Source organism: Geobacter psychrophilus (assembly GCF_056821595.1).
The window spans coordinates 1067479-1093123 of sequence record NZ_JBXDTU010000004.1; the positions used below are offsets into that span (position 1 = coordinate 1067479).

The following is a 25645-nucleotide window of genomic DNA, read 5'->3' on the forward strand; positions in this document are numbered from 1 at the left end:
CTGCTATTTTCTGCGCCGTTATTTTTGCAGGATGTAATAGGCAGAATAATTCCGTAATGAAGGAGGTTAAAGTGAAGGGAATTGATCTGTCAGGGTACAAAGACACCAAACCCGACCGAAAGATGAAACTGCTTTTTATTCACCACTCCGTAGGGGGGCAGTGGCTGGCGAACAAAGGCGAATACACATATATAGTTCCAGGCACATGCCTGTACTCCAGCCACCCCAACGGCGGCGGGTTGAGGGACAAGCTACAGGAAAGTAATTATGAGGTGCACGAAGCATCTTACCTATCCGGCATTGGTGAAAAGACGGACGTCTGTGACTGGAATAGCAAATTCAAGTACATGATGAACGAAATAATACGGTGTGACCGTCAAGATACGATGTACTCGGAACAGTCTGTCAAGAACGACATCGTATTATTCAAATCGTGCTTTCCTGCAAGTGGGATTGAATCAGAAGGCAGTGAACAAGGCCATCCGGATTCACAAGAAAAGACCATCGCTAACTACAAGGCTGCATACAGGAATATTCTCGGTTACTTCAAGAACCACCCAGAAACCATGTTCGTATGCATAACGGCTCCCCCTTTGGCTGAACCGATGAACCTGAAGCAATACATTAAAAAAATAATCGGCAAGAAGAACAAAAGTCTGGAACAGGGGGAAAGAATACGAAAATTCAACAACTGGCTGAAAGACACCGAAAACGGCTGGCTGGCCGGGTATGGCGGAAAAAATGTTGTCGTGTTCGATTACTACGATGTGCTTACCAAGCGTGGTGAATCAAACCATGCGCTCTACCCGACAAATAATGGTAAGGACAGCCATCCAAGTACCGAAGGCAACGTGATCGCCACGAAAGAATTCGTTCCTTTCCTCAATAAGGCGGTAAGTAGGTTTCAGGGTTCACTTTAGTCCTGGAAGTTAACACAGAACCGACATACTAGAAGGAGCAACATGTGAATATTGATCATATTGGTATCGCAGTTAAATCGATTGAAGCCGGTATCGAACACTGGCAAAATGTTTTTGGATACCGGCAAATGACGGAAATCATTACCAATACCCGCCAAAAAGTCAGGGTAGTGTTTCTATCAAAAAAAGATTCCATCTCCATAAAACTGATAGAACCAATTGACCAAAGTTCCCTGGTAAACACCTTTGCGCAACGTGGTGGCGGCTTACACCACCTCTGTTTCAAATGCGATCAACTTGCGGAAGAGATTGACAGGCTTCAGGAAATGGGTTTGAGAATTTTAGCAGAGCCACAACCTGGTGAAGCATTTGATAACGAAAATATTGCCTTTATATATGCAAAACAGGGCTTAAATATTGAACTTATTGACACCGATAAGAAAACGGGAATTTTATCATAAGTGATAAGTGCTATTTTTTTATAAATAATATGTCAGGAAAATACTATGTTACTTTTTAATTTACGTTACCACACTAAAGGCATGATTCTTGTTTTGTTTTCTTCTCTACTAAAACTATTTCCAGATACTTATTTTATCAAGTTTCGTAGAACTATCTATTTAAAACAAATCAAGAGAGTTGATAGCCCTATATGGGGTCCAGAAATTGCGCGTGACAGCGGCGTTAAAGTAGGAACAGATTGTAGATTTTACGGCGCAAATTTTGGACCTGAACCGTATCTAATCGAAATTGGTGATAATGTCTTGATTTCAGCTAACGTTCAATTTATCACACACGATGGTGGTGTAAATATTTTCAGAAAAGAGATAACGAATATTGTCGGTAGTTTCGGAAAAATAATTATCGGCAATAATTGTTTTATTGGGTTTGGAGCAATTATTTTACCAAATGTTGAAATTGGTAGCAATTGTATCATATGTGCTGGAGCTGTTGTAGTTGACAGTTTTCCTGACGATTCAGTTATTATGGGGAACCCTGCAAAAGTAATATTTAAGACAAGTTTGTATAAAAAAATGAAAATTGGGAGTAAACTTACCGTATTCAATAATGAATGTTCCTACCCAAAATCAGATTACATGCCCTTGGAAGAAAGAAGAAAACTTATCTTGGACAAGCTAAATGTTATTCCCATTAGGAAACCAAGGATAAGCCGAAATGTGTAACTGGTTGAATTGACGTTATCCACGACATGCGAGCGAGTGACAACTCGTACTTGAGGTACTCATTGAAGTCGAGCCGTTATACACTATTTAAGTTCATGATAAAACCACCGTTGGCATGACGGATATTCCTTTTTATTCAGCGTTTTTCAAGTAAAAACGCTATCCGCCTGCGCAAGTCGAGCAATTTCAGAGGGTCTCGGTCATATAATGTTACTCCTGTAATTAAACTCTCTTTTGCTTCTTTCAGCAGGATAGCAGCCTGAGTATCGGTTTTCGACCGCTCCAAAAGCAGGTAAAGGTATTCGTAGTCTTCGATACCATCTCGTAAGGCCTCCAGTCGCAGACTGGAAAGAGGTCTGCCCCCCGGCCCGGGGTACATCATCAAACCGTCACCGTGGGGTTTAGCCATTTTCCAATTGGTACGGGTACTGTTTTTCCACCAATCAGTATTGCCTTTGTTTTGCTCCCACGTAGCAATCATATCCCAATATTCAAAGCCTTTTGCACCTACTCGGAAGGCAATCCACGGCATTACCCGGGCATCCAGCAACGGATACTCAATAAAAAGATTCGGAGACTCGCTGGGCCAAATGCATACGGAAAGCATGGCTTGATCGCCAGCATTGAGACGCTCGGGACCACCGGCTTTTTCAAACTGCCCATAGTACAGATCCCATATATCGGCGTACCCGGCAAGAGCGAGGACACCTTTCCACTCGTTAAGGCATTGAACCACCGGCAGATCCGGTGCGACCCGTTTAGAGATGCGATAAATCTCCTTGCATTCCTCCCACTCTCTGAATTTCGGGTCGTTCGAGGCCTCGTCAATGTTATACAGCACTGCCGCTTCGTAAAGACCTTTTGTCTTGAGATGAGCGGCATACGTCTTGACGAAGGCGCCAAATTCCCGTTTGAACTCGTCCGTGTAGTCACCGCCACCAAATTTTCGAAAGCGCGGTACGATTGCCATAGGAAATCGTGTGACTCCGCCTGCCTTGAAAACTTCAAGCCAACGATCAAGGCCTGAGAAGTCATGGTTGCCGTCTTTTTTCAAAGCTGCTTTAGGCGATTTCCAGCCCCACCCGTTCAGCAGTTCGACCGGCGGCATGCGGTGCAATAAAGCCTCTTTTACAAAGCGCTCCATGATGTTTCCGCCCGGGTCGCTGCCATAAAAATCAGCCACCATATCCGGACGGCATCCGAGCGCAAACGTGGCAAAGTGGCCTTTTATCGGCAGAGTGAAATCCGAAACGGTCACTGCAATTGGCACGGAAGCATTATCAACGCCATTTACGCTGACAATCAGTTTTCCGGAATACCGACCGGAAACGCTTTTTTCTGTGGCAGCAACCGTAATCAACAGCGGCTGCGCCTCATCGGCTTTAACCGTGAACGGAATATTCGGAAGAAGTGGGTCGGGCCACCAGCCAAGTTTAGGCGACTGATACGGCCTGTCGCCTTTGGATGTATCCACGTATCCGATAAGATTTATTCTGACATCACTTTCAGGAATAATGCCTGCACTGCCGGTTGTGTTCGAGAGTTTACCCTCGAGTCGAACGGATATATTCCGTATTTCCTTACCAGCGGAAAGCACCACCAGTTGCACCCCCTCGGACTCGTTCCGAGCGAGGCTCACTTCCAATGTTCCTGAAACATCACCATGGAAAGGTTCATCAATGAATACCTTTTCCAGAGCATGTGTTGTACCAAGCGCAAATGATCCGTCACCTCCACGCAGCATGCTAATCATTGAGATTACTTCGCGTCTCAGAGAGGACACTGATGCAGGTTTTGATTCATTCAAGGCAATTTCAATCCGGCGTTCCAAGTCACGCAGCAGTGGCTGAGAAGTTGCAGAAACTGCACTTTTGGTCTGTGCGCCAAGCCACGCTCGTATTGTCTTTAGTTCTTTGCGTGATTCTGCATTCTGCACCTTAATGCCGCCCAGGCGGTCGCAGCCGGAAATAACCAAACTGGCAACTGTAACAAGCTGAATAATTTTTCTGCCGTATTGAAATCGCATATTTTCCACCGGACATGTTTTTTCTGTTGTCGCGTGGTGTAGTATAGTAAATTGTTGTAAAATTCCATAACAGAATGATTACTACCCCTGGATATGAAAACGAACGTTAAACACCGACTAAAAATTCTCCACCTGATCTCCGGTGATCTCTGGGCTGGCGCAGAAACCATGTCCTTCAATCTGCTCCAGCACCTTCGTGGCTATGATGATCTGGAGATTTCTGTCATCCTCCTCAATCATGGGAGGCTTGCTGATGAAGTGCGTGCAATGGGCATTGATGTTCAAATTATTGATGAAGCTCTGCACAGTTTTCCGCAGCTCCTGAAAAATATCAGTCGGAAAGTCACGAGCATAAATCCGGATATTATTCATTCGCACCGCTACAAGGAAAATCTCCTCGCGTTTCTGGCATCCCGCTTCTGTTGCAATACCAAACTAATATCCACCCTGCACGGCCTCCCTGAAACGTATGCACAAAAGCCCGGTATTCTTCAGAGATTGATTTCAAGAACAAATTTCTTTGGGCTTGCCAGATTTTTCTCTACGGTAGCAGTGTCGGAAGATATTCGCAAATCCCTTATTAACAGTTTCGGCTTCAACAGGACCGGCGTTGAAGTAATTCATAACGGCATTCAATTGCCTGAATTCGTATCAGACCGACAACGCGAAGGCCCCTTTATTATCGCTTCGTCAGGACGGCTCTTTCCGGTTAAGGATTATCCTCTCATGATAGAGATCGCGAAGACAGTCTCCACCGTTGATTCTGGCGGCATTTGCTTTGAACTTGCAGGAAACGGCCCTGGTATGGCAAATCTTGAGAAGCTGGTCGATGACTATGGTTTAAGGAATCACTTTATCTTTAATGGGCATGTTGATGACATGACGTCCTTTTATCGCAAGCTGGATGTCTATCTTAATACCTCAGTTCACGAAGGGATTCCCATGACCATTCTGGAGGCGCTGAGTCACGGGCTCCCGGTCATCGCCCCGGCAGTCGGTGGAATTGTCGAGATTATTGATGATGGCATAGACGGCTTCCTGATCCAGAGTCGCAATCCCCAGGATTTTGCTGACAAGTGTCTGTTATTGAAAGAGAGCAGGGAACTGCGGGAGAGTATGGCCAAAGCTGCCAGAAAGAAGGCGGAAAGCTTATTTTCGGCGCAGGGAATGGCAGAGGGGTATTACCAACTATATTTGAGACAGGCAGGCTGATCTCAAGGAGCTTCTTATGGAATATTTTTTTTGGATATCATTATTTCTGATCTTCCACGCGTACTTCGGTTACCCGCTTTCACTCCGCCTGCTTAGCAACTTCAGGAACAACGCGGTTAAAAAGGCCCCAATCGAGCCGCCGGTTACCCTGATCATCACTGCCTGCAATGAAGAACGGCGAATCCGCGAAAAACTGGAAAACACTATTAATCTCGATTATCCCCGGAATAAGCTGCAAGTCCTGATAGCATCCGATGGTTCTACCGACAAAACCAATACAATTGTAGCGGAATATGCCGAAAGGGGTATTGATCTACTCGCTTTTTCGGAGCGTCGCGGCAAAGAAAATGCTCAGAAAGATGCCGTGTCGCATGCAACGGGCGAGATCATCGTTTTTTCAGACGTGGCAACACGTCTTGATACCAACGGCCTCAGGTCAATTGTCGCCAACTTTGCCGATCTTGCAGTAGGGTGCGTCAGCAGCTTAGACAAAGTCATAGACCGGGACGGTAAACCGTGTGGTGAAGGTTTTTATGTCACATATGAAATGTGGCTGCGGGGTCTGGAGTCACAAGTATATTCTCTGGTCGGCCTCAGTGGTTCATTCTTTGCCGCCCGCAGTGAAGTGTGCCAGGATTTTTCCGGTGAAATGCAAAGCGACTTCAGGACTGTATTGAACAGCATGAGACTGGGGATGAGGGGCATAAGCGATCCGGAAGCAATTGGATACTATCAGGACATCTCTGACAGCAAGAAAGAGTTTGATCGCAAGGTGCGAACGGTTCTCAGGGGGTTGACGGTGTTTTGCCGTAACCTGGAGTTTCTCAACGTATTTCGGTATGGTCTGTTTTCATATCAATATTTCTGCCATAAGCTGTTGAGATGGCTGGTCCCGGTATTCCTGTTTACCACATTAGCAACCAATTCAATCCTGTTTCTGAATTCCATTCCATACTCCGCGCTGCTTCTCCTCCAGTTTGTCTTTTACGGTATAGCTCTTGGAGGATGGCTGACAAAAACGCCTCCTTCGCACGCCGCTTTAAAGATTCCACTCTATTTTGTAACTGTCAATGTTGCAATTGTGGTTGCCTGGTGGCGCTATATGGCCGGGAAGCGGATGGTTATGTGGGCTCCGTCGGAGAGATAACAAATAGCAAATCTTTGACAATGCATGCTTTCTGAACTATATTTTACCGCAATCAGGATCGCTTTACTTATTTTCATCTTTTATTTCAGTTCGTTAGTGATATTAATCACACACAATTTTTGATAGTTGTCGATAATAAGAACAAATACGCGGTACACGATAATACTAAACCATCCGTGAGGATGGGGCGGAAAGCCTAATGGGTCTCAAAGAGACAGCCGGGTTGCCGAAATGCCAAGTGGTGTACGGTCCCGGCTTTTTTTATTTAATTACATCATTCACAAATGCTAATCTAAAAGAAGGAGTAATATTATGAACAGTTTAATAAAAAATAACCTTTTATATCTCTCATTAATCACATTAATGTCATCTTCAATTCCTTCAAGCAGTTGTGGAGCAAACTTTCCACTTGAGATTATCCAACCGCGTTCAGGACTGACCACTACGAATAGATTTTATAAAGCCTATCCCGGTCTGGAATACAACGTCCGAGCGGCTGTAATCGGTGGAGCATACCCGTACACCTATTCCCTCACTACCGCTCCATCAGGGATGATCATTAACAAAAACACAGGTACAATTTCATGGCCTAATCCTCCTACCGGTGGGCCTTATAACATAACTCTCATAGTTAAAGACACTGAAAATACGACTCAAACGGTATCGTGGACAATCACCGTTACAACTACCGGTTTTTTATTTATTGATCCTGTAAATGGAAAACATTCAGCGTGTAATGTTGATGCAACAGGCACAGCGACAGGAACAATCAATGACCCGTTTCTTGGATTTGGCGATGTTTATTGTTCTAACTCGCAGACGGCAAGTGGCACTCCGGCTTATAATACAAAATCGAATAGAATATACGCCGGTCAATTTGTATACTTCCGAGGTGGCACGCATCAAGTTGAAGGGTATAGAAGTTCATCACAATTTGTTTTTATCAACCAATACAAACCCACTGTCTGGCTGGCCTACCCAGGTGAATCTCCTGTTATAGACATGGGATTTATAGGAGTTGGATATGCTGCTAAACTTTATGTTATAGATGGACCTACTGCAAATTCGGTGTATTTTGATGGTCTTGAGTTTAAAAACATTGTATGGCAGGGATTACAAGTGTCAAGTAATGTGACAGGGGCGGTTTTTAGAAGATTAAAAATGCATCTATTACGACCTGACGCTCTTGCTTCCAATAACTATTCTTTAGTAGAGGTCGCCAGAAATGGGGTTGGTAGTTATTTAGTATTTCAAGATGGAGAATACTATGATGTGTATGGTCGGGCGGCTGGAATTAAAATGTATCAGACATATAAAACACTCATAGAAGACAATTATTTCCACGACATTACTACACCAGAAGTTGGCGGTAACACCGCAGCGGTTGCTCTTAAAGAGTCTATTGAACGTGCTACTATTAGACATAATAGATTCTATGGTAACAACGATCAAAACATCGGTGGAGATATGAACGCCGATTTAGGCGTAACGATGGGGAATAATGAGCTTTGTTTCAATCTCATCCAAAATTGTCTAAATGGTGGATCAAGTTTTTTTCTAAATAATTTCGGGAATAATGCAATAAACACTTATATTTATAGAAATACTGCCACATGCAGAGCACAGGTTTCCAATCCGTCCCCTGGGCCATTTGTTTTTACGAATAATGTTTTTCAGACTGCATCACCATATACATTCCCTTCAGACACCAGTCATATCACTTTGACAAATAATTTGTCGTCGTCGAGTGGATTGATTGACATAAAAGGTAATTTGACTTCAAGTTACTCTCAATATGTGGGGACTAGAGGGTGGCAAATAAACGGTCTAACTATCATTGGTGGCACAATGTGTGATAATAATGGCATTTGTAGACCTTTGGTTCCATAAATCAGGTCTTTGAAAAACTCACCGATTCAAGTGATATATCCTGAACTTGAGTTTTCTCGGAGAGAATCAGCTTCATTTTTTCATTTATTCAACTATGTTATTGCTCTTTGAAGCCATTTTGGCCACTTAATCGGCCCGGATTTCGCCTTTTGGGCGGTTTCCTCCCGCTTTATGTGGCACAGATCCCCAAGTTTCGCATTCGGACCAGGTTGTAAGCCGTTACTGCCAGGGTAAAGTGCCAATCGATCTTCTTGATACCTCGATAGCGAGTCTTGCGGAACAGGCCAACAGTCTTCAGCCAGCCGAAGACCTCCTCAATGCGTTTGCGAAACTTCTGGCTCGCTGCATAGCTGATGTGGCGGGTGGTGCGGCCATCAATTGATGAACGACGTCCCTTCTTAGTGGTGTTTTGCGTAACATGAGGCGTTACGTTCAACTCTCGCATGGCTGCGACGAATCCACGAGTGTCGTAGTTCCTGTCGGCCGCTATGCTGATTCGTCGCTTTCGTGGAGCTACCTTGGCAACCATGGCCTTGGCGGTTTCACGCTCGGCAAAGCCATCAGCGATGGTAACAGCACTCGTCATGACCAGCCCATTCTGGTTCTCAGTCAAAAGATGGGCGGCAAACGACAACCTGGGTTCATGGTTGACACCTTTGCGGTAGAGCCTTGCTTCCGGGTCTGTGCTGGATGCGTGAGTATCGTTGGTCAGTTTCTCACCCTGGTAATCACGAGTCGGGTTCTTGCCGCTTGGGGGCTCATGCTCGTCGTTCTTTGGCTTGAAACTTTTGAGAGAAGCCCATGACTGGATCAGGGTGCCATCAACACTGAAATGATCCTTGGATAGCAGCTTGCCGCGCCTGGCCTGCTCAAGCACTTCCGCAAGGAACTTGGCGGCAATATCGGTCTGAATAAGACGATCCTGGTTCGTAGTGAAGCTGGAATTATCCCAGACCGGCTCATCGAGCCCCATCCCGAGGAACCAGCGGAACAGAAGACTGAAGTGGATCTGCTCAACAAGTTTGACGTTGCTGGGAATTGAGTACAAAACCTGAAGCAGCATGGCTTTAAGCAACCGCTCCGGCGGAATCGAAGGCCGACCGGTATGGGAATACATCTGGCAGAACACCGGTGAAAGATTCTCAAGTGCAGCATCTACCATCTGTCGGATAGGACGAAGTGGATGATCCTTGGGGACAAAGGACTCCGGTGAGAGATAAACGAACAATGCATCAGATGGTAGATCGAAACCGCGCATACTTATTCTCCTGAAATATCAGCAAGATATGCGCGAAATCTTAGCATAAATTGGTGCCAAAATCACCGTAAATACAACGAGTTTTTCAAAGACCTGAAATAATCAGGTTTTGAAAATAAGACTAAATAGATAAATATTGTATAATGTTAATCACAATAAACTATATATATTTTCAATTCTGTTTTTTTGAAGTTTTCCAATTATAATTTTCCATTTTTTTATTTCATTTATGAGGTTATTGCTATTAATGTAGGCAGTTTTAATCGCACTAACGATATCTTTTTCATTGTGTTTTGTATATAAAGTTCCTTTGTTAAAGTATTTTCTTAGACACCTAGTATCCGATGTCACAAGTGGCTTCTCTGCCGCCATTGCCTCATATGCACCACAAAGCAAGATGTTTTCGCATTCCGTAAGGTCCAATACGACACTTGACTGAAACAAATATGTGTAATAATCCCTTTCTGAAACATACCCTATAAAATTAACAGAAGGGTAATTTTTTGGATTCAGCTTGGCTTTATTGTAATTACCAGATACAATAAACATATAGTCGTCTTCAACTAATAATTCAGCCGCTTTAAATGCTATTTCGTACGGCTCGTCAACATCGTACGAGCATATGTAGAATATAATTTTATCAGATTTTTCTTTACTATCATATCTTGCTATATCAGGAAGTGGATCTTCACAAATAGCTGCTTTCCCACCTATATTATTAATGTGTTTAACATGTTCTTCATTTGTAACAATTACCAAATCAACAAAACGGTTACATATGTCCAGTGCTTTTTGAAAAACAATACTTCCATTAAATGCTATTACACCAGCAAAGTGTGCATCACTTACCAGCTTGTATCTGCAGAATAAACGAGCGACTAAAAGAAAATACACTAGAATTATTGATGGATTCTGGGCAAAGACGACTCTAGGTCTCTCCTTGATAAGGACTTCCAGCGTTTTCAGAAGACATACAAAATATCTATTAAAACGATTGCCTCCATATACAATTGTGAATAATTTGGCTCCCAACATAGAAGCCATAGATCTATTTCTGATTTGATTTTCCCAAGTTATCCAAATAACTTTATCCATACAGTATCCTTGACCTAATTGATAAATTTATCTTTCCATATCACATAATTTATCAATGGCCATAGAATATCGCCGTGATTGATGTTGTTAAATCTATGTTCTTCTATTATTTTTTCAAGTTTGGTTTTGCTTAATATATTTAAACTCCCCGACATGTCCATTAGCATATCCAGGTATCTTCCAAGTTCTTTTCTGTCACGCAACCAATCATCTACGGGGACACTAAAACCAACCTTTTTCTTATAAACAATTTTTGCAGAGATGTGTCGAGCAGCCACTTTTTTGAATATGTGCTTTGGAGTGAAATGTCGTATTTTAAGTCGGAAAGGAATACTGTTGGCCAATTCTAACATATCATTATCAAGTAGCGGCACTCTTGATTCAATTGATGCCGCCATACTCATTTTGTCCTGCCTTGTGAGAATCGGCTGCAAGTATGATTTTTGTTCATACTGAAGCAGATTATCAAAAAGACTTATATTATTGTCCCACACATTATCCAACAGTTTAATCCGTGACGTAAGATCAATATCTGCATTATCCATCAACCAGGATACCTTTTCCCTGCTAGCAAACACAGAGTTCCAGAGAACCAAATCTCTATGATTCAGACCGAGGTTTTGAAAAAGTTTTTTTATTTTTCTAACTGGGAGCATTCCCAATATTGATTTACCAGATTCAGCAAATCCTCCATTAAGCCTACTGTAAATTTCACCAATTCTGCATATTAAGTAACGGGGATAACCGGCGAACAGTTCGTCCGCTCCTTCTCCTGTCAGCATTACTTTTATGTGATCTTTAGCGTATTTGCACAGTAGGTACATCTGGACAGAGTTAGCATGGCAAAGCGGTTCATCGTGATACCAGATAACCTTTGGAAGTGCGTTGGTGAATTGCCGAGCGTCGACTTTGACTTCATGATATTCAAGATCTGCGTGGTCAGCGAGTAATTTAGCGTATTTTGTTTCATCAAATTCCGCCTCATGAAATCCTACCGTGAAGGTTTTCAGTCCCGGTTTAAATTTTCCAGCAAGAGCACTTACAAGGCTTGAGTCGACTCCACCACTTAACTGTGTCCCGAGTGGTACATCCGTCATTAATTGACGCTCAACGGATTGGATAAGCGAAGAATCCAATTTATCAAGTATTTCATTTTCATTATCATAATTTGTATATGATGCTGAATTATAATATCTGACAAATTTACACCCAAACGAGGAAAGTTCAATGTAGCTTCCTGGGTCAAGTGCTTTTATACCTGAAAAAAAAGTCTTTCCATGTGCGAGGTAGCGAAAACATAAATATTCTCCCAAGACGTCATCTTCTTCCTGTGTTCTGACTTCTTTAGCCGCCAGAATCCCCTTTATTTCAGAACCAAATACCATTAACTGTGAATCATGGTAAAAATACATCGGTTTAATGCCAACTCTATCACGTGCAATTAACAGCAACTGTTTTTTCTGATCGTAAAGACTAAAGGCAAACATGCCATTAAGTTTTTCGATGAAACCAGCACCATATTCTTCATACAGATGTATAATAACTTCGCAATCACTTTTGGTCTTGAATGAATGTCCTTTTGCCTGAAGATGGCTCGTTAGTTCTTTGTAGTTATATATTTCACCATTTGCCAGCAAAATTATGTCGCTATTTTCGTTGTAAAGTGGTTGGTGCCCTGAAGCGGTGTCAATTATGCTTAATCGCTGGAATCCCAATGATACTCTTCCATCATGAAAAGTACCGGATGAGTCAGGACCTCGATGAAATATTGCCTTCATCATCTTCGCTATATCGCTATTATCAAAAAATGAATTTTCAAAATAATACTTTCCTACAATTCCACACATATTTATGTCCTTAGCAATTTCCCACTATTAATGGTGGTGAGTCATAAGCATAAAAGCATTCCAAAAGAAAGAATATTAGAAAGATTTTGGTACTTTTGATATTACCCATCTAAATTTACCTGATTTTTCACGTGGAATGCTTTCAACAAATTGTAACTTGATTTCAATAGCACTTCCCAACCTTTCCCCAAGACTTGACAAAAGAGCATATTTATCGCTTTCATTAAATGATTCGTTTACTACTATTTTTATAATAATTAATTCGCATCGCTCTTGAATAATTTGTGATTCGATAATGTTTTTTTGTGGCTTAAAAGGGTGAGTAAGAACTGACGGAGATATCCACTTCCCATCAGGAGTTACTACAATATCCTCATGCTTTGTGGTTATCGACTCAATCAATGGATGACTTCTGCCACAGCCACACTTATTTAGTTTCAAACATGTCACATCATTTGTTTGATATCTGATCAAAGGCATTCCAAAATTGTGCAGGCTTGTGCCAACCATTTTTCCAGGGGAACCAATCTCGGTTGGATTTCCATTCAAATCAAGTATTTCAGAAATTCCGTACTCAAGGTTCAGATGTTTTCCATTGTGAACACTGCATTCAGTAGCAAAAACCACCCTCTCGGCCATCCCGTAATAGTCATATATTTTACAATCAAATGCTTTTTCAATTGTTTCTCTTTGATGCTGAAAAAGCGTTTCGGCAGATGTAAAAACGGCTTTCAAAGGGAGCACCCGATTGTTTTTCAATATAAACGAGGCAAGAATAAATATCGTCGACGGATATCCTTCGATAAATTTAGGGTTAAATTTCAGAAGTTTATTTACGTAAAGGTCGAGATTTGTTTCTGACATATGAAAAGCAGACAGCCACAGTTGGTTTTGAATAAAATTCATCCTCCAAAAGGGGGGTTTATTTTCTTGAATTGGGACAACAACTCTTCCAAGTATTACAGCATGCGGATCACCCGGAGAAAATCCGGCCCATTTTTTTTGCCGCCAATCAAAAGCATTATTCATAAGAACCATATCACTGTCCCAATATACATCGAGAGGTGAACCGGTAGTACCACTGGTATGACCATGAATAATATTTTTAGTATTGAATTTTTTAGAAATAAACATCTGAATATTTTGTTTTAAATCAGTTTTTGAAATTACAGGCAACTTACGCAAATCATTTATTGTCATAATATCTTCAGGAACGAGCTTTAGGGACTTCATTGTTTCATAATAGTAAGGAACTGAGTTGTAAGCATGCGATATTAACAGCCTCAATTTCTCTTCTTGATACAATATTAGCTCATTATATGACCATTTATCAGCTTCATCGAGCCAGTTAAGTATATGCTCAAGCTGCTTACCAAATCTCTTTTTATGCAGCTGATATGCATACATATTAAGCAATAACGTTTGAATATACCACGGAGATCTATTATATATATTTTGAGCGACATTACCCATGATATTTCCTTGGTAGTATATTTATTACTGACTTAATATAATAAATATATAGTGGAGTAGAACAATATAACTATTTATCATAAAGAAATATATTTACTTACTTTATTAAATAACTATATATTTCGTGCTATTAAAAACAAGAAACTTGCTAATGTTGAAGATGATCCCTCATGTACATTTATTCGTTTCAATGCATAGGGATTTGTATCTAGCCTATTTAAGCCGCATACTAGTGATGTCGCTCCTAAATAATTACAGTCTATTAGTGTTGATATTATTGAGCCATTGTACTGGCCATCAGGATAACAGAATATTTTATCTATAATAACACCATTTTCGTTGAATTTATTGTAAGGAATATCAATTTCGTTTAAAAGAATATTTTGTTCTACCTTCGTCAGCATATAATGATTTTTACTATGATAGCCATAGCTAATGCCACTTTGTTGCATCTCTCTCATTTCGCCCCATGATAAATACTCATATCTTTTATATAATCCTTCACTTTCAAGTTTCTGCAAAAAGTTATCTTTCAATTTACCGTATACATAATTAAACTCAGTAAGTTTTAGCTCACGCAATTTGTTATTGATGAATCTTGCTTTTTCTACTTTATTTAATTTATTAGATTTAAAGTAGCTTGCTATCTCTGACAAGTTAGATATATCACTTGGGAATTTATCGTAGTTTACAATAGTTTCATAGCATAGATTGAAGCAGTCTATATAAGCAGACTCTAAACTATTGCCTACTAAAAATATCGTTGCAGGTATAGATTTCTTTTTGAGGATTGGATAACCAAACTGATAAACATCTTTCCAACCATCATCAAACGTAATTGCACATAATGGTGAATCTGTTTGATTATCTCCTTTAACATACGATATTATTTCTTTTAAATTGACAATTTTGAAGTTTTTATATAACCAGTTTATCTGCGTTTCGAACGACTTATTTGAAATATACATCCCTTGCATTGGTTTTTTACTGTTTATATATTCATTTGTGTTTACTCTATGGTATGCTAATATTAATGCAGATTTGTTACTCTTGTATTTTATATAACTTTCCAAAATACCTGTATTATATAGTATTTGCTCAACGATACATTTAAATTTATTTTTAAAATGTTTATACATATACTTTCAACTTTTCAGTATAGTTAACAATAATAATTTATGATTCATAAAGATGGTTATATAGTGAACGTTTTGAGTGTCTGTACAATGTAAATTATTATTTTACAATATTACAACTACTATCATCTTAAATATGCTTTAAGATTTAAATAGTGCGGTTCATATTTATTCCAGTTATTAGAATCATAGTAATCAAGATTTGGATTATTTACTTTTACTTCTAATGTTTTATTGATCTGTATTCCATATTCATTTTCAATTTGCCCTAAGAGCATTACTATTTTTTCAGTAGATCGTATGCAAGATATATTTTCTATAACCCACTCTCTCGGGGAATAGCGATTTATTTCTAGTACTTGATTTATTTTACCAAGGAAATCTGTTAGTGAATTGCCTTCGACGAATCCTCCAGTATGCACATTTATATAAGGATATTTGTAACCAAAATTATGTCCATTAAGCAAAAATGCCGGTATATTGGAGAACATTGCTTCAACAACAGATTTATTAAAACCCTCTTTCTTTGACAATAATATTGTTAATTTAGATTCATTTTGCAATATATTTATTTTCGCCTGAGTAATATTTTCAAAAAAATCTAAACATTTATCTACTTTGTAATACTTAGCAATATTTTTAATTTCACCAATAGACATTGGCCATGGGACGCCTACTAAAGCAATTTTTGGTCTATTTTCATTCTTAATTTTTGATAAACTCCAAAACAAGTGGTAATGCCTTTTAACTTCCCCCCACAGCGCAACCATAATTACATCGTAAATTTTATCAACTCCATCAATTGGTCGAAACACTCTATGGTCAACCCAATTATTTGCACCAACATCTATTGGTATTAAATTTGATTTTAATTTTGCAAGAAATTCTCTATCAACGATCTCAGGTGTTTGGACAATAATAGGTATGTCTTGATCTAACATGCATAAAATATCCTCGTCAAAATAGCCACATGAACTTGGCTCAACAATCAGAATATAATCTTTTTTAATTTTATCCATATCGAACAACTTGATAAAATATTTACAATAATTTGTATATTTGATTAATATAACGCCTTTTTTATTATTAATTGGTGGTGACAAAATTATGAGACGACTATCAAATGGTTTAGAGGAATTGAAAAACGAATTATATAATCTTTTGGCTTCTTCATTATCTATATTACATATGTTATAAAATATTTTCCCAACATTATTAATCCCATTTTCTAAAATTATATTTAATAATCTTTTTATAACGTAATTTCTAATTACAGCGTTGTTTATATGCCTATATGTATCACCTAAAATTTTATAATGACGTTTATTATTCCTCATTCTAATTACATTATACTTAATAACGTATAATATAAGTAATAAATAATAGCTATTTTTATCATGTCTAATATATTCTTTAAAAACGAGTATTCGCAATTTTATGAATATTTTAAGACGCTCTAACAGACTTAATTCGCTATTTATCATCTCTGATATCCTTATTTTAATTCAATAATTGAATATATATGTTTTCATATTCACATATCTGCTTCGCTAAAGTAAATTTTTTATTCACAGTTGCTTTAGCATTTACACTCATACTTTCAGAGATATCATTTTCAAGAAGTCTCATGATTGCATAGGCTATTGCTTTTGGGTTTTCAATTTCCACTAAAATTCCATCGAAATCATTAGTTATAATTTCTTCTGGACCACCACTACGTGTAGCAACAACAGGAAGACCACAGGACATTGCTTCAATCGATGAAATTGAAAATCCTTCCGTGGTCGATGTTGAAACATATATATCTAAATTATTCAGAATATTCGGTATGTTTGATTGAAAACCAATAAAATGGAAAACACCTTCTAAACATAATATTTCCTTAATTTTCAACAAATCCCTGTATAATTCCCCGTTACCTTCGCCAGCTAATAAAAAACGGCACTTTGGGTACTGATCGATTACAAGTCGTGCCGCTTCTAAGAAGTATTTATATCCTTTGAACGGACGTATATTTCCAATCGCACCGATTAAGATTTCATCATCATTTATATGTAATACGCTTCTTATACACTTGTCTCTTTTCTGTTTGAATATCGACGTGTTTACACCGTTGTATATAGTTACAGATTTAGCATCTGTTATTTGTTTATTTTCTACAAAATATCTTTTAAGTCTTTCAGATACAAATACTATCTTATTTGATCCGAAGCTGATAATTTTACTCTTGATCGATGAAAAACGCTCCTTGATATTGACATCAACAAAACCATGAAAAGTCGAAACAACTGGGATTCCGCATATGATACCTGCAAGGCTGCAGTAAAGGTTTGATCCATAAAGATGAGATTGGACTATATCTATTTCATTTTCTCTTATTATTTTAATCAATTCCCAAAGGTATTTAATATTAAATGCTCCACTGCAGTGTATGAATATTGGTGTAAATCCGCTGGATATTAGTTCATCACATACCCAACCGGGTCCCCTGATGGCTACTATCGGTTCAAATTTATTTCGATCTAACCCTCTGACCAGATGTACAAATACTGTCTCTGCACCACCCGGACCGGTTGTATCAATTGTGTGCAGGATCCGTATCATGTTATTTTTCTAATCCCATTTACAAAGTACTCCTTAGTCTCTAAAATAAATGGTCTAATGTCGTTTGAATCATATACATCAGACGATGTTTTTGATTTTCCGATTGTCAAGAGTTCAGATACCACCTGTAAAAGTGTCAATGAATCAGGTGGTAGGTTAACCGATTTTCCACCATTTTTTATTCTTATTATTAGATGGTCCAATATACCGTAAAACCATTTCAACCTGTGCCCCACAATATAATTGGAAGTAATAATATCAGGTTTTCTCCTAAGATAATAATCCAAGCACATAAGTGGAAAATCAATTCCGGAAGAGACTGCTAGTTGAAGGGATCCCCAGAACCTGCCGTTAATCTCCATCAACTTGGCACTACCATCTCTTGTATCCCTCTTGAATTCGACCATTGCTATTCCCTCCCACCCAATTGCAGTTAGAAGTTTTCTGGCAGATTCAACCATGCACACATCAAGTGGCACACTCTTCGATAAAACACTCACACCTCCAGAGGGCGGTTTTTCCAGAATTCGGCGATGTGAAAACAGAGCAAGATGGCGGTCTATATCGAAAAGGGTGAACAGACCAGTCCCATCACCCACAATCATTTCCTGGATCATTGACGGATATTGTAACACGGGTTCAGTATCGTAAAGCAGGGACAACTCCTTTTGATTTGATGCGTACATCACTCTGCCAGAGATATTTTTAACCCCATCATTAATTGTGGAAAAAGCAGGTTTCACAACAACCGGATAATTTATTATCTGGCAACTTTTTGCCAAGAAATCAATATGATCTGTTACATACATGGTTTCAGGGATCGCAACACCAAGTTCCTCTGCCAATTTAAACAGTTTGTACTTATTTGACGCAGCCTCCATCTTTTCCGGCTCGGCACATGCCAAAATTACACCCTTCCCAAATTGCGACCTTGACATATTGAGGCAGGAGATTGATTGTTCTGTCATGGGAAATATAACGTTAATGTTTTCTTTTATTACGATTTCTACTATTTCACTCAAAAAGTCCCCATCATTGGATAAGGGTTCTGAAGTGGTGAATGCTTTCCGGCAATACCTGGAAGCAGCTGATAAATTCCCATGTGCTTTGCCGGCAACAAAAACATTATGGCCCAATCTCCCAAGAGACCTGGTAACAGCCAAAGACGATCTGTTTTCCCCATCTGTAATTAAAACATTCATTGCCTGCCTATTGGATACTCAAAATTTTAATTTTTGTAAGAGACCTTTTGATCTGATGGAAGCACTTTTCAAACTCACGTTCGCTTCGTCCAAAAGGGTCATTAATATTGCAGAAAATATTTTCGGGAAAAGGTGCAAATTCACGGAGAAGCTTTATGTTATCTTTCTTCTGCGGAAAGTATTCCACCAGCTTCTTGTATTGCCAATATTCCATTGCTAATATCAAATCAGCATTTTCAAGGTCACAATTTTTCCACCCCTTTGATAGATGGCTTTCCATATCAACCATGAATTTTTTTGCTGTATTTACTGCTTCCTGAGGAGGAGGCGTACTCGCTTCGACTTTTAAACCACAAGAATCTATAGACAACAAATTTCTTTTTGTATCAGATTTCAGAAGATAATCTGCGAAAGCGCTTCTGCAGATATTACCACTGCACACGAAAATAATTTTGATATTGTTACTCGGAATTTTTCTACTCCGCATAAAATAATACAAAAATGAGTCAATTATATTTTTTCCTGTTAAAACGATAAACCTGTTAAAAGTGCTAGATGTTTTGGAATACCTGAAGTTTAGTAAATACATTTTGATGACCTTATACTGTTTATATTTTGCACTGAACGGTAATAGATAAACATTCAACTATATCGAAGAGTTCATCACTACATAAATAATTTGTACAACTTTAAATATTTAATTATATTTTTGAACATACTGCATAATACACAAATTCTGACAAACCAAGATACGCTTTCATTCTTCTTTTTAACGATTTTGAATTCATATCTTGGGAACGCGCTTCACCGTAATCTGTAAATGACTCAGACTTTATAAAGAACCCCTGATTTTTAATAAATTTTCTTATACTAGTCAAAGTAAACGTATAAGGGTGACCTTTATCGATTCTTGTCTTAGATAAGATTTTATGAAGTATTCCACCCCAAGTTGTATGTATGTTTACAGCCAGATAAAATTTGCCATCATCACAAATAACACGATGTACCTCTTGTAAAACTCGATTCGCCGCATGCACATGGTCAATAACATTGTCAAGAATAGCAAGTCCAAACTGAGCATTTTCAAATGGGAGATTTTCACCAGTTCCCCTGAGATAAACTACTTCAGTATCTCTCAGTTTTGTTAGTACTTCATTAGATGCATAGAAATGCTCTAAGGGGTCGACAGCATAACGCTTCCCCCATTTCAAATAACTGATTATACCAATCGGGCCACAACCAAGCTCAAGCACCTGAATGTTCCGTTTCCAAGCTTCATCAATATAACCATCCAAACGTTTTTCCATCTCTTCAGCTTTCCAGGAATACCAATTCAACTGATCGACACTATTGGCTGAAATTCGCTCGGCCGCCTGCTGCCAATACTTTTGTTCATATTCCTGAGCTTTCTGCCATCTTCCTTTCATAATCATCACCAGCTCCTTTTTAACGACTAAATATATTATAAGAAGGCAAACTAACCTATTGGATTTGAGACAAATCTATAAATTTACACCAATCATCCTCATTCAACAGGATTTATATCAATTTTCACAGCAATATCATGCAATGAGGAACTAAAAATAAGAAGCATCCAAAAAAAAGGATAATATAGAACCGTAATAAACATCCCATTTACTGCAAATCCAAACAGGCAAAGATCTATGCCATGAGACAACCCCCAAAGGAAAGTATCATTGTTTTTTTTCTCAGATAGTCTGGTTCTAGTTTGTTGCTGATTTCGAAACGCATGGATCATCATTGCCAGAAAGAGCAACAACCCTGGGTATCCTAATTCTGAAGCAGCCTGTATGTATACGTTATGCTGGACTTCAGTGTATTCGCTCGAATAATGTACTGTATTGACATACACAAAGTTATTTGGTCCCACTCCTGTCACAGGATTTTCATTCGCCATTCGTATTCCAGCTTTCCACAATGCCAAGCGCGATTTGCTCGATCCATCCTCTTCCGATCCCATTTTCTGAAATCTGGCCCAATTATCTGCCGGAATAAAGGATATGTATGTAATTGCCATCACCCCAAGCAAAAGCAACAGCTTAATTTTGTGACTGCTTTTGAACCATGCGCCCACCATAACACTTCCAAGACCCAGTGCAGCTCCTCTTGAACTGGATGCAAGTATCGCAAGAACAGTAGAAATAAAACATGCAATATGCAGCCATCTCATTTTGAGCCAATCTCTAATCTTGGTAATATCTGAAAGCATCATGTAGTAGCTGATTCCTATTACAGAAACCATTGCAATTCCGAAGTCATTAGGGTTCTGGAAAAAACCTGAGCCTATGCCTGCGCCATTATTTATGCCGCGGGCCTCAGTGTAAAATCCATTTCCGATCCATATTCGTGAGGCAAACTGGCTGTATTTAAAATTTAAGAGCAAAAATATTATCACAAAGATATAAAGTTTCTGCCTGGTGTTGATGGTGTTGATCAGCAGAAAGTAGATAACAACCCATTTGGAAAAATCAATTAATAGCTGCCATGAATAATCCGGTTTAAATGCACATATTGAAGACACAAAAAACCAGATAAGATATGCCACCAAAAGTGAATTTATAATATTTGAATTATATTGTTTACGACCCTCAAGAATAAAACTAATGATGAATGCAACCATGACAACCATGGCAAGTGGGAGCTTGTCAAGGCTATGGTACATGGACTGAGGTCGCATGTATTCGACAACAATATATAAAATGGCAAGATAAAATGACATGTATACTAAACCTTATTATTTCTCTTCAGGCCAATAAGTTGGAAGAATCTGGAGTAATTTCCCTGCAAAATTCCGCACGGCGTCTTTAGCTTCAGCTACTTTAGTAGTTGGCACTTGGGCTGTTATCTGCACAAATGCACCATCGTTACGGTTGTGGAAAACTCTGCCAACAAACCGCTCAATATTTTGGTTCAATCCAGAAGTTACTACAGTATTGCCAGCCGTCTGATACCAGTGCAGCATGACAGTGTTCATCTCGTTTTTTCTTGCAAGGATATAGTTGACTGATACCGTTTTAGATGTTGCCAGACTTAGAAATACATTACCTGTATCGACAATTGCCGCCCCACCTCCTGGTAAACAAGCATAGGGATTATGTCCTGTCCTACCACCTTTTGCCGTTCCGTAATACCCAATATACAGATCAATCTGGTCACCGCTTGGTGATCGATAATGCCGATAGACATGTTTATCGGCATTCAATTCCTGGTACACCGACTCAGAGAAAGTATCTTCGGTTGCAGTATACCCCGCTATCATCATTGGTAATCGTTCAAGATTCGTCTGTACTACAACCGGTATCGGCCGGAAAAAAAGTACCGTTATGGCAGAAAGAGCTAAAAGCATTATCACAAGGGAAGGCATGAATGATTTATTTGACATCTTTGGACTTTCCCCTGTTTAGTATCGAAAAGAGCCCCAGTAGAACAGCAAAACCGAATACAAATATGGCAATCCCTGAAAATTCGTGGAGGAATCCTCGTGCGACCTTATCACCATAAAAATGAGCCAATACTCCGGTGCCTGAAATACGCAGAATATTGGCTATCATGGCAATGGGAACTGCTGCTACAATCATGATTGCTTTTTTTTGCCACCCATCTCGCACCATGCTTGCAAATATGACTGCCAACATGGTTAGCGACATAATTGATCTAATACCACTGCATGCCTCGGCGACTTCAAGCTGGGTATTCATGAAATAGAGCATGTTCCCCTCTCGGTATACCGGGATCGAACATGCACTGATTACATAGGCGGAAATCCTGGTAGCCATGAGCTGCAAGGGCACTGAAAAAAAATTCATCATTGAATACGGAACCGGAATCATAAACAGCAAAAACAACACCGGAAAAACGAGAAGTTTTGATATTTCTTTTCCGAAGTTACTCCATATCAACCCCATCAGTGACAAAACCAGCGCAACTCTGGATGGAAAAGCCAGTCCGCCGGCATAACTCAGTACATACATTGCCAGTGACAGGAAAAGAAGTACGCATCCCCACCCTGAGCTGTCTTTCATTGCTGAGCGTAAATCCTCTTTCTTTTGCCAGACAATATATCCCGCAATTATTGGTACGAGAAAGCCGTGAGAGTTATCAGAATGGCTCAGCCATTCGCGAACAAGTTCCGGATAGACCGGCACAAAGATCATGGCCCATAATATGAAAAGTATCGCTATTTTTATTTTGTCGATTTTCGACATTTTTTTCACTTTATCAACAATATAGAACTCCAAAATTTTAACGGGAAATGAATCTAATCTGGTAAATCCGGAATTAAAGACAAAATACTTTCGATATTTCTTTTCCATATTATCAGTGGCCATCAACGTTTATCCACGCACCGTACTTATTTTCAGCAACTGCACTATCTTTTGAATGTCTCTATCTCTTACAAAATTATGAATGGGCAGACAGACAATTCTTTCCGCTATATCCTTGGCATTTTGGTGACTTTTCCCATCGGACAGGTCCCCAAGTTCAACAATCCCGTCAATTGTATCCGGATACCCATCTGATACTCCCAAACCCATCCTCTCGCTTTCCTGAAGAATCTTTTGCTTTGATTCCGCATTTGGCATAAGAATAGGAAATCTGATCATGTCGGGGAGAAGACCTCCATGGACTGCAAGAGGGGTTATTCCGTAATCAATAAAGTGTTGAGCGTTGCGCCGCCTGATTTTCTTTAGACCCTCGATTCTTGTCCCCCATCCCATTGCTATTCCTGCCTGGAATGATGAGAGCCTCCGGATCGGAAAGGACATGTCGAAATGTGTTTCACCAAGCTTCAGGAACGGCAGTAATTTGGGTATCCAAAATATTCTTGGATGAATTAAAACGAATAGAGCCAGTGAAAATATAATCAGCTTGATACAATCAATAATCCCATACCTTGGAGTGGCAACCACACCCTTCCCTATTGCCTGTCCGATGGTTTCATTATCCGTAAGGATTATGCCTCCCTCCACCGTCGAGAAGGCCTTACCCCGTCCCAGGCTGAACAGCCCCACATCTCCCTGGCTTCCCATCTTCCGGCCGTTCCATTCACCACCCATGGCTTGGGCAGCATCCTCAACAACCCATACTCCTTGTCGATTAGCCATCTCTTTGACCCGCACCATATCTGCCGGCATACCAAACAGGTGGGTGGGAATCACACACAATAGGCGAGGATTATCCAGGTGCTTCCCAAGAAGGCTAAAGTTAAAACCAAGTTCGCCGTATTCAAGATCACACAGCCTGACCTTTAGTCCAGCCCTTACAATAGCAGAAGGAACGGAATAGCAGGTATAGGCCGGTATCAGGACCTCATTCCGTTCTGGACAGAGGTCATGCAAAGCCTGCAGGATCAGGACCAGAGCCGCCTTTCCTGATGAAACAGTGAAACAGTGCCTGACATCAAAATAGTCTTCAAGACTCTCCTCGAACCTGCTTCTTGCTTTCTCTCCTTCACACAGTCCTGCGATCCCATACACGATGTCCCGGAGACGTAGTGGAGCCGCTGCCGGTGGGAGTGTTCTTCCTATATGAGATGACATCGTAAAAAACCTTTTTTGTCTGTGAGTGTATAGCCTAGCTTGTTGTATTAGGGAATGTTCTTTACGATTCCCGGCCCGAGAAAATTCGTCACTGCCAACGGCAACTTCTGCCAAATTTTGATCGCCATATCGTATTTTGGATTCTTTGTATTCAATTCCGGCAGCCGTTCCCCTTCCTTGAGCAGGTATTGCCAGTAGAGTTGAACCGGTTCGGCCCCCCACTGTTTTTTGAAACGGAAGGTTCCCTCACCTGGTGTAGAGCGTCCAAAGTCAAATTTCTTCGAACCAATACCGATGGCAAACCGTATCGCCTCCCAATAGAGAAGGTTGTTCGGACACTTTTCCCGATAATCGCTGACTGACGATGCCCATGGGACTTCCAGAGTGTCCCTGTACCAGGTGAGGATGCCGGAAGCTATCGTCTTATCTCCCAGCATCACTGATATGATCCGGGTGGATTCAGGGAATGCATCCAGTATATTTTCGAAGAAATTTCTACCATATACCGGCGTACCCAAGTCCCTCATGTTACGGCAGAACACCTCGTAGAACCCGTCCAAAAGTTCAATATGTCCGGAAACAATCTCCAGGCCGCTCTTCTCCGCTTTGCGCACCTGATTTCGTACTTTGGCATCAAGGGCCTTCCACTGGGCTTCCTCATCGCCATGAAGCGGAAGGATCATGGTGACTTTGTGTTCTTTTGTTGCAAGACCCTGACTGCGAATGTTTCTGTGGCGCAGTTCAACATGGTCTGCGTTAACATTACTGCGTATTCGGCAGGCTTCATCAAGCAGGGCTGAGGCAGTTTCATCATCATTACAGAGCAGGCCGCCATAATTGAAAAAGGGCAGCGAAACCAGGAAGCTCCCGAACAGCCTGCTATTTATATGAGTCAGCGGCAATACACCATGCAGTTCGTTATTACTGTCTCTGGCAGAGAGGTAGTACGTTGTGTGGCCGAAGCTTTTTTCAATTACGCTACGCCAGCCATACCTGTGGTAATTGTTGCTGTCATCATGGGAAGCAACAAAGGCGTCCCAGGTTTCACCGTAGTGGTTATAATGGTCGATTATCATTTTCATAGCAGAAT

At 40.1% G+C, this 25645-nt stretch carries 22 protein-coding genes and 1 riboswitch; of the genes, 6 read left to right on the forward strand and 16 right to left on the reverse strand.

What is annotated here, in order from left to right:
- The first annotated feature begins 71 nt into the window (after positions 1-71).
- From ACOCF6_RS07295 to ACOCF6_RS07305, 3 genes are read left to right on the forward strand one after another with little or no spacing between them, the layout of a single operon-like run.
- The gene (locus ACOCF6_RS07295; protein ID WP_482459728.1) at positions 72-920 is read left to right on the forward strand and encodes a hypothetical protein; all 849 of its coding nucleotides are present in this window, start codon (positions 72-74) and stop codon (positions 918-920) included.
- A gap of 44 nt (positions 921-964) precedes the next feature.
- Entirely contained in the window at positions 965-1381 is a 417-nt protein-coding gene (locus ACOCF6_RS07300) for a VOC family protein (protein ID WP_482459729.1), read from the forward strand.
- A 45-nt stretch (positions 1382-1426) separates the two neighbouring features.
- On the forward strand, positions 1427-2104 hold the full coding sequence (locus tag ACOCF6_RS07305; RefSeq protein ID WP_482459730.1) for an acyltransferase: 678 nt from the start codon (positions 1427-1429) through the stop codon (positions 2102-2104).
- 136 nt (positions 2105-2240) lie between these two features.
- On the opposite strand, the gene ACOCF6_RS07310 is transcribed toward ACOCF6_RS07305, so the two are convergent.
- Positions 2241-4130, reverse strand: coding sequence for a DUF4091 domain-containing protein (locus ACOCF6_RS07310; protein WP_482459731.1), 1890 nt, complete (start codon positions 4128-4130; stop codon positions 2241-2243).
- 93 nt (positions 4131-4223) lie between these two features.
- Here ACOCF6_RS07310 and ACOCF6_RS07315 point away from each other — a divergent pair, with 93 nt between their 5' ends.
- From ACOCF6_RS07315 to ACOCF6_RS07325, 3 genes are all read left to right on the forward strand, one after another.
- Positions 4224-5342, forward strand: a complete 1119-nt coding sequence (locus tag ACOCF6_RS07315) for a glycosyltransferase (RefSeq protein WP_482459732.1) — start codon at positions 4224-4226, stop codon at positions 5340-5342.
- A gap of 16 nt (positions 5343-5358) precedes the next feature.
- Positions 5359-6489, forward strand: coding sequence for a glycosyltransferase family 2 protein (locus ACOCF6_RS07320; RefSeq protein ID WP_482459733.1), 1131 nt, complete (start codon positions 5359-5361; stop codon positions 6487-6489).
- A gap of 154 nt (positions 6490-6643) precedes the next feature.
- Positions 6644-6720: riboswitch (cyclic di-GMP riboswitch) on the forward strand.
- Positions 6721-6801: 81 nt separating this feature from the next.
- Positions 6802-8379 (forward strand): Ig domain-containing protein, encoded by a 1578-nt coding sequence (locus ACOCF6_RS07325; protein WP_482459734.1) that lies wholly within the window; start codon positions 6802-6804, stop codon positions 8377-8379.
- A gap of 169 nt (positions 8380-8548) precedes the next feature.
- Here ACOCF6_RS07325 and ACOCF6_RS07330 read toward each other — a convergent pair whose 3' ends face one another.
- The 15 genes from ACOCF6_RS07330 to ACOCF6_RS07400 all read right to left on the reverse strand — a co-directional run bounded on the left by ACOCF6_RS07330 (position 8549) and on the right by ACOCF6_RS07400 (position 25637).
- Positions 8549-9637, reverse strand: coding sequence for an IS5 family transposase (locus tag ACOCF6_RS07330; protein WP_482459040.1), 1089 nt, complete (start codon positions 9635-9637; stop codon positions 8549-8551).
- A 150-nt stretch (positions 9638-9787) separates the two neighbouring features.
- Positions 9788-10732 (reverse strand): glycosyltransferase, encoded by a 945-nt coding sequence (locus ACOCF6_RS07335; protein ID WP_482459735.1) that lies wholly within the window; start codon positions 10730-10732, stop codon positions 9788-9790.
- Positions 10733-10746: 14 nt separating this feature from the next.
- Positions 10747-12579, reverse strand: a complete 1833-nt coding sequence (gene asnB / locus ACOCF6_RS07340) for an asparagine synthase (glutamine-hydrolyzing) (protein ID WP_482459736.1) — start codon at positions 12577-12579, stop codon at positions 10747-10749.
- 75 nt (positions 12580-12654) lie between these two features.
- Positions 12655-14052, reverse strand: a complete 1398-nt coding sequence (locus ACOCF6_RS07345; protein WP_482459737.1) for an acyl-CoA synthetase family protein — start codon at positions 14050-14052, stop codon at positions 12655-12657.
- A gap of 113 nt (positions 14053-14165) precedes the next feature.
- A complete protein-coding gene (locus ACOCF6_RS07350; protein ID WP_482459738.1) occupies positions 14166-15191 on the reverse strand; it encodes a polysaccharide deacetylase family protein in 1026 nt (341 codons plus the stop codon).
- 122 nt (positions 15192-15313) lie between these two features.
- Positions 15314-16672: a glycosyltransferase gene (locus tag ACOCF6_RS07355; protein ID WP_482459739.1), complete on the reverse strand. Its 1359-nt coding sequence runs from the start codon at positions 16670-16672 to the stop codon at positions 15314-15316.
- A 16-nt stretch (positions 16673-16688) separates the two neighbouring features.
- Positions 16689-17792, reverse strand: coding sequence for a glycosyltransferase (locus tag ACOCF6_RS07360; RefSeq protein WP_482459740.1), 1104 nt, complete (start codon positions 17790-17792; stop codon positions 16689-16691).
- Positions 17789-18994, reverse strand: a complete 1206-nt coding sequence (locus tag ACOCF6_RS07365; RefSeq protein WP_482459741.1) for a carboxylate--amine ligase — start codon at positions 18992-18994, stop codon at positions 17789-17791. Before ACOCF6_RS07365 ends, ACOCF6_RS07360 begins: the two co-directional genes overlap by 4 nt.
- 7 nt (positions 18995-19001) lie before the next feature.
- Entirely contained in the window at positions 19002-19583 is a 582-nt protein-coding gene (locus ACOCF6_RS07370) for an arsenate reductase/protein-tyrosine-phosphatase family protein (RefSeq protein WP_482459742.1), read from the reverse strand.
- Positions 19584-19695: 112 nt separating this feature from the next.
- On the reverse strand, positions 19696-20427 hold the full coding sequence (locus tag ACOCF6_RS07375) for a class I SAM-dependent methyltransferase (protein WP_482459743.1): 732 nt from the start codon (positions 20425-20427) through the stop codon (positions 19696-19698).
- 92 nt (positions 20428-20519) lie between these two features.
- The gene (locus ACOCF6_RS07380; protein WP_482459744.1) at positions 20520-21734 is read right to left on the reverse strand and encodes an O-antigen ligase family protein; all 1215 of its coding nucleotides are present in this window, start codon (positions 21732-21734) and stop codon (positions 20520-20522) included.
- 15 nt (positions 21735-21749) lie between these two features.
- Positions 21750-22397 (reverse strand): exosortase C-terminal domain/associated protein EpsI, encoded by a 648-nt coding sequence (locus tag ACOCF6_RS07385; protein ID WP_482459745.1) that lies wholly within the window; start codon positions 22395-22397, stop codon positions 21750-21752.
- Positions 22387-23343 carry an exosortase A gene (gene xrtA, locus ACOCF6_RS07390; protein WP_482459746.1) on the reverse strand — a complete coding sequence of 319 codons (957 nt, stop codon included), beginning with the start codon at positions 23341-23343 and terminating at the stop codon, positions 22387-22389. The genes ACOCF6_RS07385 and xrtA overlap by 11 nt, the downstream gene beginning before the upstream one ends.
- A gap of 6 nt (positions 23344-23349) precedes the next feature.
- Complete coding sequence (locus tag ACOCF6_RS07395; RefSeq protein WP_482459747.1) at positions 23350-24555, reverse strand: DegT/DnrJ/EryC1/StrS family aminotransferase; 1206 nt, start codon at positions 24553-24555, stop codon at positions 23350-23352.
- A 47-nt stretch (positions 24556-24602) separates the two neighbouring features.
- Positions 24603-25637, reverse strand: a complete 1035-nt coding sequence (locus tag ACOCF6_RS07400; protein WP_482459748.1) for a FemAB family XrtA/PEP-CTERM system-associated protein — start codon at positions 25635-25637, stop codon at positions 24603-24605.
- Between the last annotated feature and the right edge of the window lie 8 nt (positions 25638-25645).

Coding starts and splice junctions, on each gene's coding strand:
- ACOCF6_RS07355 (WP_482459739.1), bottom strand. CDS start 16,672: ATGATAAATAGCGAATTAAGTCTGTTAGAGCGTCTTAAAATATTCATA.
- ACOCF6_RS07365 (WP_482459741.1), bottom strand. CDS start 18,994: ATGAATGTTTTAATTACAGATGGGGAAAACAGATCGTCTTTGGCTGTT.
- ACOCF6_RS07395 (WP_482459747.1), bottom strand. CDS start 24,555: ATGTCATCTCATATAGGAAGAACACTCCCACCGGCAGCGGCTCCACTA.
- asnB (WP_482459736.1), bottom strand. CDS start 12,579: ATGTGTGGAATTGTAGGAAAGTATTATTTTGAAAATTCATTTTTTGAT.
- ACOCF6_RS07350 (WP_482459738.1), bottom strand. CDS start 15,191: ATGTATAAACATTTTAAAAATAAATTTAAATGTATCGTTGAGCAAATA.
- ACOCF6_RS07380 (WP_482459744.1), bottom strand. CDS start 21,734: ATGTCATTTTATCTTGCCATTTTATATATTGTTGTCGAATACATGCGA.
- ACOCF6_RS07330 (WP_482459040.1), bottom strand. CDS start 9,637: ATGCGCGGTTTCGATCTACCATCTGATGCATTGTTCGTTTATCTCTCA.
- xrtA (WP_482459746.1), bottom strand. CDS start 23,343: ATGGCCACTGATAATATGGAAAAGAAATATCGAAAGTATTTTGTCTTT.
- ACOCF6_RS07400 (WP_482459748.1), bottom strand. CDS start 25,637: ATGAAAATGATAATCGACCATTATAACCACTACGGTGAAACCTGGGAC.
- ACOCF6_RS07385 (WP_482459745.1), bottom strand. CDS start 22,397: ATGTCAAATAAATCATTCATGCCTTCCCTTGTGATAATGCTTTTAGCT.
- ACOCF6_RS07345 (WP_482459737.1), bottom strand. CDS start 14,052: ATGGGTAATGTCGCTCAAAATATATATAATAGATCTCCGTGGTATATT.
- ACOCF6_RS07305 (WP_482459730.1), top strand. CDS start 1,427: ATGTTACTTTTTAATTTACGTTACCACACTAAAGGCATGATTCTTGTT.
- ACOCF6_RS07375 (WP_482459743.1), bottom strand. CDS start 20,427: ATGATTATGAAAGGAAGATGGCAGAAAGCTCAGGAATATGAACAAAAG.
- ACOCF6_RS07360 (WP_482459740.1), bottom strand. CDS start 17,792: ATGATACGGATCCTGCACACAATTGATACAACCGGTCCGGGTGGTGCA.
- ACOCF6_RS07370 (WP_482459742.1), bottom strand. CDS start 19,583: ATGTATTTACTAAACTTCAGGTATTCCAAAACATCTAGCACTTTTAAC.
- ACOCF6_RS07325 (WP_482459734.1), top strand. CDS start 6,802: ATGAACAGTTTAATAAAAAATAACCTTTTATATCTCTCATTAATCACA.
- ACOCF6_RS07335 (WP_482459735.1), bottom strand. CDS start 10,732: ATGGATAAAGTTATTTGGATAACTTGGGAAAATCAAATCAGAAATAGA.
- ACOCF6_RS07310 (WP_482459731.1), bottom strand. CDS start 4,130: ATGCGATTTCAATACGGCAGAAAAATTATTCAGCTTGTTACAGTTGCC.
- ACOCF6_RS07315 (WP_482459732.1), top strand. CDS start 4,224: ATGAAAACGAACGTTAAACACCGACTAAAAATTCTCCACCTGATCTCC.
- ACOCF6_RS07320 (WP_482459733.1), top strand. CDS start 5,359: ATGGAATATTTTTTTTGGATATCATTATTTCTGATCTTCCACGCGTAC.